Source organism: Devosia sp. (assembly GCF_034675085.1).
GTDB lineage: Bacteria > Pseudomonadota > Alphaproteobacteria > Rhizobiales > Devosiaceae > Devosia.
Map to the genome: position 1 here is coordinate 1 of NZ_JAUCDN010000057.1, position 13,830 is coordinate 13,830.

Annotated in this window: 13 protein-coding genes; 9 read left to right on the forward strand and 4 right to left on the reverse strand. The window is 64.3% G+C overall.

Translation table 11 applies throughout. The annotated features are described in order from the left end of the window. A partial coding sequence (locus VDP82_RS05690; protein WP_323013878.1) for a tetratricopeptide repeat protein occupies window positions 1-2,918 on the forward strand: 2,918 nt, incomplete at its 5' end. Here VDP82_RS05690 and fliP read toward each other — a convergent pair. Continuing rightward, window positions 2,889-3,620 (reverse strand): flagellar type III secretion system pore protein FliP, encoded by a 732-nt coding sequence (fliP, locus tag VDP82_RS05695; RefSeq protein WP_416347081.1) that lies wholly within the window; start codon window positions 3,618-3,620, stop codon window positions 2,889-2,891. The two genes, VDP82_RS05690 and fliP, sit on opposite strands and share 30 nt — an antisense overlap. 25 nt (window positions 3,621-3,645) lie before the next feature. Further along, the gene (locus VDP82_RS05700) at window positions 3,646-4,275 is read right to left on the reverse strand and encodes a hypothetical protein (RefSeq protein ID WP_323013879.1); all 630 of its coding nucleotides are present in this window, start codon (window positions 4,273-4,275) and stop codon (window positions 3,646-3,648) included. 175 nt (window positions 4,276-4,450) lie between these two features. Here VDP82_RS05700 and flgB point away from each other — a divergent pair, with 175 nt between their 5' ends. The 7 genes from flgB (at window position 4,451) to cckA (ending at window position 10,685) form a co-directional block, all read left to right on the forward strand. Further along, on the forward strand, window positions 4,451-4,858 hold the full coding sequence (flgB, locus tag VDP82_RS05705) for a flagellar basal body rod protein FlgB (protein ID WP_323013880.1): 408 nt from the start codon (window positions 4,451-4,453) through the stop codon (window positions 4,856-4,858). A gap of 12 nt (window positions 4,859-4,870) precedes the next feature. Further along, window positions 4,871-5,281: a flagellar basal body rod protein FlgC gene (gene flgC / locus VDP82_RS05710; protein WP_323013881.1), complete on the forward strand. Its 411-nt coding sequence runs from the start codon at window positions 4,871-4,873 to the stop codon at window positions 5,279-5,281. A gap of 17 nt (window positions 5,282-5,298) precedes the next feature. After that, complete coding sequence (gene fliE / locus VDP82_RS05715) at window positions 5,299-5,634, forward strand: flagellar hook-basal body complex protein FliE (RefSeq protein WP_323013882.1); 336 nt, start codon at window positions 5,299-5,301, stop codon at window positions 5,632-5,634. Between the two features lie 235 nt (window positions 5,635-5,869). Further along, window positions 5,870-6,136: a flagellar biosynthesis protein FliQ gene (fliQ, locus tag VDP82_RS05720; protein WP_323013883.1), complete on the forward strand. Its 267-nt coding sequence runs from the start codon at window positions 5,870-5,872 to the stop codon at window positions 6,134-6,136. Window positions 6,137-6,138: 2 nt separating this feature from the next. Beyond that, the gene (gene fliR / locus VDP82_RS05725; RefSeq protein WP_323013884.1) at window positions 6,139-6,906 is read left to right on the forward strand and encodes a flagellar biosynthetic protein FliR; all 768 of its coding nucleotides are present in this window, start codon (window positions 6,139-6,141) and stop codon (window positions 6,904-6,906) included. Beyond that, window positions 6,907-7,989, forward strand: coding sequence for a flagellar biosynthesis protein FlhB (gene flhB, locus VDP82_RS05730; RefSeq protein WP_323013885.1), 1,083 nt, complete (start codon window positions 6,907-6,909; stop codon window positions 7,987-7,989). Window positions 7,990-8,114: 125 nt separating this feature from the next. Further along, a complete protein-coding gene (gene cckA, locus VDP82_RS05735) occupies window positions 8,115-10,685 on the forward strand; it encodes a cell cycle histidine kinase CckA (protein WP_323013886.1) in 2,571 nt (856 codons plus the stop codon). A gap of 119 nt (window positions 10,686-10,804) precedes the next feature. Here cckA and VDP82_RS05740 read toward each other — a convergent pair whose 3' ends face one another. Next, a complete protein-coding gene (locus VDP82_RS05740) occupies window positions 10,805-11,809 on the reverse strand; it encodes an aldo/keto reductase (RefSeq protein ID WP_323013887.1) in 1,005 nt (334 codons plus the stop codon). Window positions 11,810-11,862: 53 nt separating this feature from the next. Beyond that, complete coding sequence (araD1, locus tag VDP82_RS05745) at window positions 11,863-12,855, reverse strand: AraD1 family protein (RefSeq protein ID WP_323013888.1); 993 nt, start codon at window positions 12,853-12,855, stop codon at window positions 11,863-11,865. Between the two features lie 266 nt (window positions 12,856-13,121). Between araD1 and recA the strand changes: the two genes are divergently transcribed. Next, window positions 13,122-13,830: recombinase RecA (gene recA / locus VDP82_RS05750; protein WP_323013889.1), on the forward strand; the 709-nt coding region annotated here is incomplete at its 3' end.

Sequence of the window (13,830 nt, forward strand, 5' to 3'; positions counted from 1 at the left end):
TGGCGGCCATCGACGCCGAGCGCGACCGCAAGGCGCGGGAAGCCGCGCGCCTGGAGCCCCGTGCCAGCGTGCGGGTGGGGCGCAACCCCACCTTCATGCGCATCCAGTTTGACTGGACCGTGCCCACCAAGGCCGATTTCGTCAGCGAGGGCGCCGCCGCCCATCTCGCGTTCGAATGGCCGGTGGAGGTGGATATGCGCGAGCTCTCGCTCGATCTGCCGCCCGAGATCGCCAGCGTGGACAGCTCCGTCAGCCCCGACGGGGCGCTGGTGACGCTGCATATGGCCGAGGGCATAACCCCGCGCTTTTATGAAACCTCGCCCAGCCAGTATGTGATCGACATCGATATTGCCGGGATCGCGTTGCCCAGCTTTTCCGCCGAGGCGCTGGCCGAGGAACTGGCTGCCGCCGAAGCAACGCCATCCGCAGGCCCCACTGGTCCCGAGGTGGCGCAGGTGGACAAGCTTTTCCCCGAAAACGCCGCCCGGACCATCAAGCCTTTTGTCAGTGTTCTCGGCTCGACGGTGCGCGTGGTGTTTCCGTTCGACCAGGACACGCCGGCGGCGGTGTTCCGGCGCGGGGATACGGTGTGGATGATGTTCGACACCGTGGCGGGCATCCTGCCGCCCGGCCACTCGGAAGAGCTGGATGCGCTGGCGCGCGACTTCGTGGTGATGCCCTCTGGGGACACCCAGGTAGTGCGGGTCGAGCTGTCGCAGGACCGGCTGGCGACGCTCGGCTCGGAAGGCATGGCCTGGGTGCTGTCGCTCGGCGACATCATGCTGACACCGACCGAGCCGATCGAATTGCGCCGCCGCCGCGACGTTGAAGGCGATTTCGAGGTGGTCGCCGATATCCTGCGCCCGGCGCGGGTGCATGATTTCCGCGATCCGCTGGTGGGGGATTCGCTCAAGGTCGTCACCGCCTATCCGCCGGCGCGCGGGGTGACGCGGACGCTCGATTTCGTCGAATTCTCGGCGCTGCGCAGCGTGCACGGGCTGGTGATCAAGCCCAAGAGTCCCGAACTGGGCATCGCGCTCGACAGTGAGCTGGCGGTGATGTCGCGTGCCGGCGGGCTCACGGTTTCGCCCGTCGATGCGCCGCGCTCGGCCGAGCGCACCATCACCGAGGCGTTGCGCGCCAGCTTCGTCGATCTGACCCGGTTGCAGCAGGAGGGCTATGGCGCCTTCAACCAGCATCTGGGGGAACTGGTGGCCCTGTCGGCCTCCGGCGAGGGCAAGGCGCGGGACGCGGCCCGGCTGGACCTGGCGCAATATTACCTGGCCAATCGTTTTGCCCATGAGGCGCTGGGCGTGCTCGATGTGATGGAAAGCGAACTCAAGGCCGACGATCTGACGCGGCGGCTGCGCATCACCCGCGCGATTGCCGACACGCTGGCGGCGCGGCCCGCCGAAGCGCTGGCCATTCTCGATTCCCCGGGCATCGGGCAGGATATCGACGCCCTGTTCTGGCGCAGCATGGCCCGCGCCGACAGCGGCGATTTCAAGGGGGCGCGCCAGGACGCCATCGAGGCCGCCAGCGTGGTGGAGGCCTATCCGCTCTGGGCCCGCAACAAATTCTATTTTTCCGCCGTGCGCGCCGCCGTGGAGGCAGGCGACCTGCCGCTGGCCGAGCGCTTTATCGACCTGGTGCAGACCAACGCACTGAGTGGAGAGGAGACCAGCCTCTATCATCTGCTCGCCGGGCGGATCGATGAGGGGCGCGGCCGGCTGAGCGAGGCCATCGACACCTACGGACAGGTGATCGCGGCCGATGTCCGCCCCACCCGTGCCGAAGCCATCTATCGCACGCTCAAGCTCCTCGACCAGCAGGGTACTTTGAACCTGGCCAAGGCCACCCAGACTCTTTCGGCAGAGGCCATGCTGTGGCGCGGCGATGCGCTGGAAGCGGACATGCTGACGCTGCTGGCTGATTTCTATTTCCGCGACGGCCAGTACCGCCAGGGGTTCGAAGCGGTGCAACAGGCAGTCTCGCATTATCCCGACAGCACTTCGATCAATGCCCTGCGCGACGAGGCGCAGGCCATGTTCGGGCAGCTGTTTCTCGATGGCATGGCCGAAACGCTCGGGCCGGTGGAGGCGCTGAGCCTGTATTATGATTTCCGCCAGCTGACGCCGCCGGGCGTGCGCGGCGACGAAATGATCCGCAACCTGGCGCGGCGGCTGGTGCGGGTCGATCTTTTGGCGCAGGCGGCGGAGCTGTTGCAGTATCAGCTCGACAATCGCCTGCGTGGCGTGGCCAAGACGCAGGTGGCGGCCGACCTTGCGGTCATCTACCTCGCCGACCGCAAGCCGCAGGACGCCATGCGCGTGCTCAACGCCACGCGTATGCCCGGCCTGCCCGAGACGCTGACGCGTCAGCGCAAGATCCTGGAAGCGCGGGCGCTGATCGATAGTGGTCGCGATCAGATGGCGATGGACCTGCTGCGCGACATGAGCGGGCGTGATGTGCAGTTGATGCAGATCGACGCGCATTGGAAGGCGAAGCGCTATGCGCGGGCCGCCGAAATGCTCGAAGCCATGTTCTCGGACCAGCAGGCAGGGGTTCCCCTCAGCCAGACGGCGCGCATGGGGCTGGTCAAGGCCGCGGTGGGCTTTGCCTTTGCCAACGACACGTTCGGGCAATCGCGGCTGCGGGCCAAGTTCGGCGATGCGATGGTGGTCGCGCCGGAATGGCCGATGTTCGATCTGGTCACCGGTACGATGGAAATTACCAGCCTGGAATTCAAGGCGGTGGCGGCCCAGGTTTCGGGGCTGGACGGCATCAATGCCTTCCTCGCCTCCTATCGGGAGGTCTATGGCGGGCGTGGCGCGCTGGCGCCGCTGGAGGTTTCCCAGCCGGAGGGGCTGCTGGCTGATGCGGGCCGGCTATCCGCTGACGAAACTGCGCACCAGTGAGCCGGCCACCAGATACCAGCCGTCGACCAGCACGAAAAAGATCAGCTTGAACGGCAGGGAAATCACCACCGGCGGCAGCATCATCATGCCCATGCTCATCAGCACCGAAGCCACCACCATGTCGATGACCACGAAGGGCAGGAACAACAGGAAGCCGATCTCGAAGGCGCGGCGAAGCTCGGAAATCATGAAGGCGGGAATGAGGATCTGGAGCGGAATGGCTTCTGGCCCGTCGGGGGGCTCGGCCTCGGTCAGGTCGTAAAAAAGGGTCAGGTCCTGCTGGCGCACATTGGCGCGCATGAATTCGTGCAAGGGGGCACTGCCGGCCTCGAACGCCTCGGCAAACTCGATTTCTCCGGCCAGCAGCGGCGCGATGCCCTGGTCATATGTCTGTTGCAGCGTGGGCTGCATGACGAAAAGGGTGAGGAACAGGGCCAGCGACACCATGACCGAATTAGGCGGCGCGGTTTGCAGCCCGATGGCGGTGCGCAGTAGCGAGAGCACCACCACGATGCGGGTGAAGCTGGTGACCATGACCAGGATCGACGGCGCCAGCGACAGCAGCGTGATGAGGCCGATGAGCTGGATGGCCCGCTCGGTGATGGTGGTGTCGTCGCCGAAATCGATGGAAATATCCTGCCCCAGCGCCAGGCTGGGGGTCAGCATCAGCAGCGCCAGCCCCAGAAGCGGCGCGAATGGCATCAGCCGCCGCAAATGCGGCACGGCCTTAGTCCTTCTTTTCCAGATTGCCGCCCTCACCACCGCCGCCTTCCGCCTGGGTCCCGTCCTGTTTAGCTGAGTCGGGCGCGTCGGGGGTCGCGGGCGCGGCGTTTTCGGGGGAAAGCGGCATGTCCGCTTTGTCGACGGGGCGCAGAAGCCCGGTATGGCGCAGCGAGAGATGGGCCCTTTTGTCGGTGGGCTGGCCACGCTCGCGCAGATGTTCGACCAGCGTGGTGGAAGGGTCCGGCCTGGCCGCAGGTTCCGCCTTGGGTGCGGGTGCCGGGCGGCGCTGTGGCGAAGGGGCGGCGGGGCGGCGCGGCGGCTGGCTTGCGGCAATAGGCGCCTCGGGGGGCACGATACCGGTTTCCACCACCAGATCCTGCGGTCCGCCGATGAGAATGAGGTGCTCCACCCCGTCGCGGCGCACGATCATCAATTGCCGCTTGGGATCGAGCGCCAGCGCCTCGACCAGCCAGAGGCGGCGGTTGCGGCCGCGCACCACCGTGCCCGAGGCATTGAAGACGACCTTGAGCAGCCAGGCCAGCAGCACGATGCCCACGATGACGACGCCAAGGGCAAAAACCATGGCGAGGATATTGATGTCGGAACCGCCGAAAAGGCTGGTGATGAATTGCATGGGGGCTCCCGGGGCGTTCGGGCCGCGAATCTGGGCGGCACATCCTGCCTAGCACATTCTCGAAAATGTGCAGAATGCGACGCTTTCGGCGTCGATACGGTGCAGGGTTAACACTTGCTTAACCATAGGGGCGGCAAGATTTGCCTATCAGGCGTTGTGCTGGGGGCGTTGGCCAATGGGCCTCATCAATTTGCCGGTCTTTGCGGCGATCACCGACAAGATGCGCTGGCACCAGACCCGGCAGGGGCTGCTGGCCGAGAATGTGGCCAATGCCGAGACGCCCGGATACCGGGGGCGGGACCTGGCGCAGTATAACTTCGCCGAGCGCGCCAGCGCCAGTTCGAGCGCGACGCTCTCCACCACGGTCACCCAGCCACTGCATATTTCGGTCACCAGCAGCGGCGAGGCCGCTTTCGGCGCGCAGCGCATGGCCAATTTCGAAATCACCCCGGAAGGCAACGGCATCACGCTCGAGGACGAGATGATGAAGGTCACCACCAATATGATGGATTACCAGGCCGCTACCAGCGTCTACCAGAAATCGCTCAAGATCCTCAAAACCGCGCTGGGCCGTTCGGCCTGAAGGTAACCCGCCATGGATTTCAATTCCTCGCTCCGCATCGCCGCCACCGGCCTGCATGCCCAGACCGCGCGCATGCGCGTCATCGCCGAGAATATCGCCAATGCCGATTCGGCCGGCAAGGCGCCGGGCGATGAGCCCTACCGCCGCCGCATCCCCACCTTCGAGACCAATTTCAGCCCGGAGGTGGGTGGGCGAATCGTCGAGGTCGGCCGGCTCGCTTATGACATGAGCGATTTCACCAGTCGCTATGAGCCCGGCCACCCCGCCGCCGACGCTTCGGGCTATGTGCAATATCCCAACGTCAACACGCTGATCGAGACGGTGGACATGCGCGAGGCCCAGCGCACCTATGAAGCCAATCTCAATGTCGTCACCGTGACGCGGCAGATGCTCGGGCGTACGCTCGACATTCTGCGCGGTTAAGGGGAGGGGAGCTTACCATGGCCGTCACAACGCCGTTCAATGCCGCAACCGCCGCCTATGGCAATGCCAGCCGGCTCATCAATACCGCCGCACGCCCGCAGACGGATCTGACGGCGCTGGCCGCGCCCGCCAAGGGCGGCACTTTCGCAGACATGCTGGCCCAGCAGGTGCAGGGCGTTGTCGATGCCGGTGCCGCCAGCGACAAGATGGCCATCGACATGGTCAACGGCAAGGCCAATGTCGTGGACATGGTCACCGCGATCAGCGAGACGGAGCTGGCCATCGAAAGCATGGTCACTATCCGCGACCGGGTGATCTCCGCCTATGAGGAAATCATGCGGATGCCGATCTGAGGGCGGGCTCTGACGTTATCTCGATCTCTCCACGTCCACCGATGCTGCCCCCGGACCTGATCCGGGGGGCAATCTCAGCGAGCGCACAAGCCTGATAAGGCTCCCGATCCGGCCCACCGGTCGAGCCCGGGGGCAGCGCCGGCGAGGGGGAAACATACTGCCTTCCCCATCCCCTCTCGCAATCGCCCCTAAGGGCGTAAACTGACCACCGCGAATCGCTTCCACGGAACCAATCATGACGAGCGCCGAAGTCCTCGACATCGCCAGCGCGGGTATTTGGACCCTCATCATCGTTGCTGCGCCGATGATGATCGTGGGGCTGCTGGTGGGCGTGCTTATCGCGCTTTTCCAGGCGCTGACCCAGATCCAGGAACAGACGCTGGTGTTCGTGCCCAAGATCATCGCCATCTTCCTGACCATGCTGATCACCCTGCCTTTCCTGGGCGCGACCATGGGCGGCTACATGACCCGCGTGGTCGACTTGATCGTCGTGGGGTTCTGAAGGTGAGTGTCGGGCTCGACTGGCTTCCCGGCACCGCCTACCAGTTCATGCTGCTCTTCGTGCGCATCGGCGCCATTCTCATGCTGATGCCGGCACTGGGCGAGAACATGATTCCGGCGCGTCTGCGGCTGGGGTTCGCGCTGGCCTTCACGCTGGTGGTTTTTCCGCTTTTGAGCCCGCAATTGCCCGTCATGCCTGACTCCATGATGGCCATTGCCGGGCTTATCTTTCACGAACTGGCGGTGGGGTTGATGCTGGGCGCCATCGTGCGCATCACCGTCATGGCGACCACGGTCGCCGGGGCGATCATCGCCTTCCAGACCGGGCTATCGGCGGCCATGGCGGCGGACCCCACCCAGGTGGGCGTTCAGGGCGCGGTGTTCGGCAGCTTTCTCAGCTTTCTGGGCATGACGCTGATCTTTGCCACCGACCTGCATCATGTGGCGCTGGCCGCGACCTATGACAGCTATGCCGTCTTCCCGCTCGATGCGCCGCTGATGTTCGATGATGCCGCGCAACTGGCCATCCGCACCGTGGCCGGGGCATTCTCGGTGGGCGTGCAGATGGCGGCGCCCTTCATCGTCTTCGGGCTGGTGTTCAATCTGGGCGCGGGGATCCTGGCGCGGCTGATGCCGGCCATGCAGGTGTTCTTCGTGCTGATGCCCGCCAATATCATTCTGGGCCTGGTGCTGTTCGCGGTGCTGCTGACCATGACCATGGGGTGGTATCTCACCTTTTTCGAGAACCATCTGGCGATGTGGAGGGGTTAGGTGAGCAGCGACGCCCCCGAACAGGACAGCAAGACAGAAGACCCCTCCCAGAAAAAGCTGGAGGATGCCCGCAAGAAGGGCGACGTGGCCAAAAGCCAGGAGGTGGTCACCTGGTTCATGCTGCTCGGTTCGGCCACCATCTTCGCCATGCTGGCCCCGGGCACGGCGGCCAATCTGGCCGACTCGCTCAAGCTGGTCATCGCCAATGCCGACCGGTTCGAACTGGGCGGGGCGAGCTTCGGCACCTTCTTCAACAATCTGGCGATCACGCTGGTCGGCATCGTGCTCATTCCGCTGGTGGTGCTTTCGGCCTGCGCGGTGCTGGCCAATCTCATCCAGCACCGGCCGCTGCTCTCGGTCGAGCCGATCACCCCGAAACTGTCCAAGATTTCCCCGCTTTCCGGAGCCAAGCGGCTGTTTTCGGGGGAATCGCTGGTCAATTTCCTCAAGGGACTGGCCAAGATCACCATTGTCGGCGTCGTCGTGGTCATGGTGGTCTGGCCCGAGCGCGACCGGCTCGACGCCATGATGACGGCCGATCCGCTGCTGATCCTGGCCAATTTCCAGGAAATCGGCATCCGCATCTTCATGGCGGTGCTGGCCATCGTCACCGTCATCGCCGGGGCCGATTACCTCTATGTCCGCCAGAAATGGTGGAAGAAGCAGATGATGACGCTTCAGGAGACGCGCGACGAATACAAGCAGATGGAAGGCGACCCCCATATCAAGGGGAAGCTGCGGCAATTGCGCCAGGAGCGCTCGCGCAAGCGCATGATGGCGGCGGTGCCCGACGCCACCGTGGTCATCACCAACCCGACCCACTTCGCCGTGGCGCTGAAATACGACAAAGGCATGAAGGCCCCCCAATGCGTGGCCAAGGGCGCCGATGCGGTGGCCCTGCGCATAAGGGAGCTTGCCAGGGAGCACGACGTACCCATTGTCGAGAACCCTCCGCTGGCGCGGGCGCTCTTTGCCAGCGTCGATGTCGACGAGGTGATTCCCGGCCAGCATTTCCAGGCGGTGGCCGAGGTTATCGGCTTTGTGATGCGCCTCAAGCATGGTGCGGGCTGGAAGGCTGGCTGATCGGCTGCCTGCGGGCTTTGAATGTGGTGAAAATGGTGTTCACCCTCCCTTTGCGGGGGGGCATTTGCTAGAGATTGAAAACGTGCTGATTCGGCGCAAACACCGGCAACGGAGCATCCAGACCCATGGCAGCAGCCCCGCTCGGCGAGGATAATTACCCCGATCCGCTCATGGCGCCGGGCCGTGGCGATGGCGGGGTCTGGCGGGTCATTCTGCTGGCACTGGTCCTGATCGCCATAGCGGTGGGTTTTGCCTTTTTCGGTGATTTCATCCCGATCGATCTCGTTCTGGCCTTTGTCGGCATTCTGGCGGTGGCGGGCGTCTTCTGCCTGTTCGGGATTGCGGCGGGGCTGTTCCGCTTTTCGGGCGGTCAGGAGCAGCGCACCATTTCCGCCGCGCTGGTCGACAGCTTGCCTTTCGGTGCGGTGGTTTCGGATCGCGACGGCAACATGTCCTATGTCAACGCCCATTACGGCCAGTTCCATGGCGCGTTGACCAATGGCGTGCCGGTGGGTGTGCCCCGGCTGTTTGCCGGACAGGCCGATGCCAGCGAAGCGGTTTACCGGCTTTCGCGCGCCGCCAAGGATGGCCGCGCCGCCATGGAGGAAGTGCGCATCATGGGCGGCCTGGGCGGCACGGAAATAGAGGCCGGCAAGCCCTTCTGGTATCGGATCGCCGTGCGGCCCCTGCCCAAGTCCGATGGCGCCACCCGTCCGCTGGTGGTCTGGTCGGTGGAGGATATCACCCGCGACCGCGACAATAATGAAAGCGCTTTCCGCGATTTGCAGCGCGCCATCGACTATCTCGATCATTCCCCGGCGGGTTTTTTCTCCGCCGATGCGCAGGGGCGCATCCAATATCTCAACTCCACCTTGGCCGACTGGCTGGGCCATGATCTGGCCGAGTTCAACTCGGGACAATTGAGCCTGTCCGACCTGGTGCGGGGGGACGGCTCGACGCTGCTGATGCGCGGGCCCGGCGATGGCGAGATCCGCACCGAGATCATCGATATCGACCTGGTGCGGCGCAACGGCACCAGCTTTCCGGTGCGGTTGTTGCACCGCGCGGCGCGCCTTGCCGATGGCGAATTGGGCGAGACGCGTACGCTGGTGCTCGACAAGTCCAATGCGCCCGACAATGAAGAAGAGCTGCGCGCCGCCGAAGTGCGGTTTTCGCGCTTTTTCAACGACACGCCCTTTGCCATCGCCACGCTGGACGGGGAAGGGCGCATCGTGCGCACCAATGCTCCGTTCGGGCGCATCTTCCATTGGTCGGGCGAGGAAAAGACGCTGGAAATGCAGCCGCTGAGCGCGCTGATCGGCGAGGCCAGCCGGGAGAAATTCGCCCGCGCCATGGCCGATGCGGCGGCGCATCGCTCGGAAGTGGAGCCGGTGGACGCGCTGCTCAGCGCCGAAGGCGACCACGCCGTGCGGCTCTATCTTTCCGCCTCGGAAATGAGCGCTGGCTCGCCCGAGCAGGTCAATGTCTATGCCCTGGACATGACCGACCAGCGCAAGCTCGAAGCCCAGTTCGCCCAGAGCCAGAAGATGCAGGCGGTGGGGCAGCTTGCCGGCGGGGTGGCGCATGACTTCAACAATCTGCTCACCGCCATTATCGGCTTTTCCGATCTTCTGCTCCTCAAGCACAAGCCGGGCGATCCCTCCTTTGACGAACTGATGCAGATCAAGCAGAACGCCAATCGCGCGGCCGGCCTCACCCGGCAGCTGCTGGCTTTCTCGCGCCGGCAGACGCTGCGGCCCCAGGTTCTGGAGCTGCCGCTGATCGTGGACGATCTGGCGGTGCTGCTCAAGCGCATGATCGGGGAGAAGAATACCCTCAGCGTCGAGCATGGCCGCAATATCTGGCCGGTGCGCGCCGATGTGGTGCAGCTCGAACAGGTCATCATCAACCTGGTGGTCAATGCCCGCGACGCCATGCAGGATGGCGGCTCCATCACCGTGCGCACGGCCAATATCGAGCAGGCGGAGGCCGAGAGGCTGCATTTCGAAGGCATGGTGCCGGCCGATTACGTGCTGATCGAGGTGGAGGATACCGGCACGGGCATGAGCCCTGAAGTGCTGGCCAAGATCTTCGAGCCCTTCTTCACCACCAAGGATCTGGGCAAGGGCACCGGGCTGGGCCTGTCCACCGTCTATGGCATCGTCAAGCAGACCGAGGGGTATATCTATCCGGTCTCGACGGTGGGCGTAGGCACCATTTTCAAGATTTTCCTGCCCCGCCACGTCCCGTCGGCCAGCGAAGTCGCGGCGAAGGTGGCCGCGGCCAGCGCCCCGGCGCGCGACCTCACCGGGCAGGAGCGCATCCTCCTGGTCGAGGACGAGGAAAGCGTGCGTGCCTTCTCGGCCCGTGCGCTGCGCGCCACCGGCTACGAGGTGTTCGAGGCCGATGGCGGCGAGGAAGCGCTGGAGGTTCTTGAAGATGTCGACTTCAAGATCGATCTGATGATTTCCGACGTGGTGATGCCGGAAATGGACGGGCCGACCCTGCTCAAGCATATCCGCGAGCGCATGCCCGACCTCAAGGTTATCTTCGTGTCCGGCTATGCCGAGGAAAGCGTGCGCCGCGACATCGAGGACGACCAAAGCGTCGAATTCCTGCCCAAGCCCTATTCGCTCGACCAGATCAATTCCAAGGTCAAGGAAGTGCTGCAACGGATCGACGCGGCGCGGGAATAGGGCGGGGCAAACCACCGCGCTCTGCCGCCCCGACTTGATGTCGGGGTGACAGCGGGGCGTGTCAGGCGGCTGTGCTTATCTCTTCTGTATGTGGGAGAAGGGCGTCCGGTGGTTGTGGCCTACGCCGCCGCGCCGGGAGCCAGCAGCCCCTTTTCGGTGAGCCGGGCCCACAGCTCATCGGGAATCTTGGTGTCCCACCACTCCAGAATGCCATCCAGTTCCTGGGGCGTGCGGGGGCCGGGCAGCACGTTGCATACGGCCGGATGAAGCAGGGGAAATTGCAGCGCAGCGGCTGGCAGGGGGACGGTGAATTCCGCGCATACCGCCTCGATGGCGCGCACTTTTTTCACGATGGCCTCGGGCGCGCTTGCGTAATCGAAGCGGTTGCCGCCCGCCAGGATGCCCGAATTGAAGGGACCGCCCACCACCACCGAGGCGCCATGTTTCACGCAGGTGGCAAGGAACGGGTCGAGCGCGGTCTGTTCAAGCAGGGTGTAGCGCCCGGCAAGCAGGAACACGTCCCACTGGCCCAACTCCATGGCGTCCATCAGCACCTGCCATTCATTGACGCCCAGGCCGATGGCCTTGACCAGGCCGGCCTCGCGCAACTCGTTCAGCGCCTTGTAGCCGCCATTGGCAAGCTGGTGCCAATATTGCCGGTTGCCGTCCACGCCATGGGTAAGCGTGCCGATATCGTGGACATGGAGCATGTCGATGGCTTCGAGCCCGAGCCGTTGCAGGCTGTCCTCGAAGGAGCGCATGATGCCTTCATAGGAATAGTCGTAGACCTCCCGGAAGGGCAGGGGATCGATCCATTCGTCGCGCGGCCAGGGCTGGCCATGCACCGGACGCAGCAGCCTGCCGACCTTGGTCGAGAGCACCGCGCCCGCGCGCCGCTCGCGCAGCACGTCGCCGACCAGATGCTCGGAGCGCCCGAAGCCGTAATGAGGCGCGGTATCGAACAGGGTGATCCCCGCATCGAGCGCATGAGCGAGCGTGGCGCGCGCCTGATCCGCCGGGACGGGCGTGTAGTTTCCGGCCAGGGACGCTCCCCCCAGCCCCAGCGTGGTCACGAAAAGATCGGTCTGGCCGACCCGGCGCGTTTCGAATGTCTTGCCCGTCATCTCATCCTCCCAAGGCGGGGGATAACTGACATGTTAGGGGTGCCGCATCAAGCTCAATAGAGCGTTCCGATGATCACCGGGCGCTCATCTTCCACGCGCACGGGATTGCGTAGCGGGGCGCCGAACTGGATTTCCTCGATTTCGAAAATGTCCCCCGGACCGGTGGTGATGCCATCGGCAAAGCTCAGCGTCGCCGTGCCGAACATATGCACATGCACGTCACCCGGCTGGCAGAAAAGATCGTACTTGAAGTGGTGATATTCCAGATTGGCGATGGCGTGGCTCATATTGTCCTCGCCGCTGAGGAAGGGTTTTTCCCACAGCACCTTGCCGTCGCGCCAGATGCGCGAGGTGCCCTCGATATGGGCGGGCAGGTCGCCCAGCCGCAGTTCGGGCCCGATCGAGGCGGCACGCAGCTTGGAATGGGCGAGATAGAGATAGTTGATGCGCTCGGTCACGTGGTCGGAAAACTCGTTGGCCAGCGCAAAGCCCAGCCGGCGCGGCTGGCCATTGGCGTCGATGAGATAGATGCCGGCAATCTCCGGCTCCTCGCCGGCGTCGAGCGCAAAGCCGGGCGAGGGGATGGGATGGCCGGGATTGACCAGTGAATAGCCATTGCCCTTGTAGAACCACTCCGGCTGTACGCCCCGTTCACCGGCGGCGGGCTTGCCGCCCTCCAGCCCCATGCGAAACATTTTCATGCTGTCGGTCATCTCGGCGGCCTTTTCGCCGGTCGCCTTGTGCATGGCGTCGCGCGTCGCGGCCGAACCCAGATGGGTGAGCCCGGTGCCGGTGAGATAGAGATGGGCCGGATCGGGATGATCGATGGGCGAGAGCATGCGTCCCTCGGCCAGGATGGCGGCGCGGTCGAGCGTTTCTCCCAGACCCTTTTCGGCGATAAGCGCGCCCAGGCTTAGCCGGCGCGCCAGCGCTTCCTGGGCCAGGGCGTAAACGCTGCCAGCGTTCCTGACTATTTGGGCCGTCCCATTCTCCACCGCGCCCACGGCGCGCTCCCCGCTGGCATCGACATACTGGATCAGGTTCATGGCGCGGCTCCTCGACTGCGCCTCATGGCGCGATGATGGCATCGCATAAAGCTCATAGGATCGGGCGGCGCAAGATAAAAATCATACTTATGAGGTCGAGCCTCATCCGGCGCGGCCCGATTCTCTCCGCCTGATACGATGTTCTCATTTTGTCCCTTGACAGTGCAAGAACAAGATGAGAACAAATAGCGCACATTCAAGGCATGGCCCGCCGTAGCACCCGCGCGTTGCGCAGCCTCCCGGAGCGTGGAATAAGGAGAGAAAGAATGGCTAACGCGCCGCTTCGTGTTGTTGAAGGTGGATCGATGGATAAGGACAAGGCGCTTGCCGCCGCACTCAGCCAGATCGAGCGCAATTTCGGCAAGGGCTCGATCATGCGGCTGGGCGAGAATGCCGCCATCGAGGTCGAGGCCATCTCCACCGGCTCGCTTGGGCTGGATATCGCGCTGGGCATTGGCGGCCTGCCCAAGGGGCGCATTGTCGAGATTTTCGGGCCGGAAAGCTCGGGCAAGACCACGCTGGCGCTCCATGTCATCGCCGAGGCGCAGCGCAAGGGCGGCATCTGCGCCTTTGTCGATGCCGAGCACGCGCTCGACCCCGTCTATGCCCGCAAGCTGGGCGTCAATGTCGATGACCTGCTGATTTCTCAGCCCGATGCCGGCGAGCAGGCGCTGGAAATCACCGATACGCTGGTGCGCTCGGGCGCCATCGACGTCCTGGTGGTCGATTCGGTGGCGGCGCTGACCCCGCGCGCCGAGCTGGAAGGGGAAATGGGCGACAGCCTGCCGGGCCAGCAGGCGCGGCTGATGAGCCAGGCCATGCGCAAGCTCACCTCCTCGATTTCGAAATCCAAGTGCCTGGTCATCTTCATCAACCAGATCCGCATGAAGATCGGCGTCATGTACGGCTCGCCCGAAACCACCACGGGCGGCAATGCGCTCAAGTTCTACGCCTCGGTGCGCCTCGATATCCGCC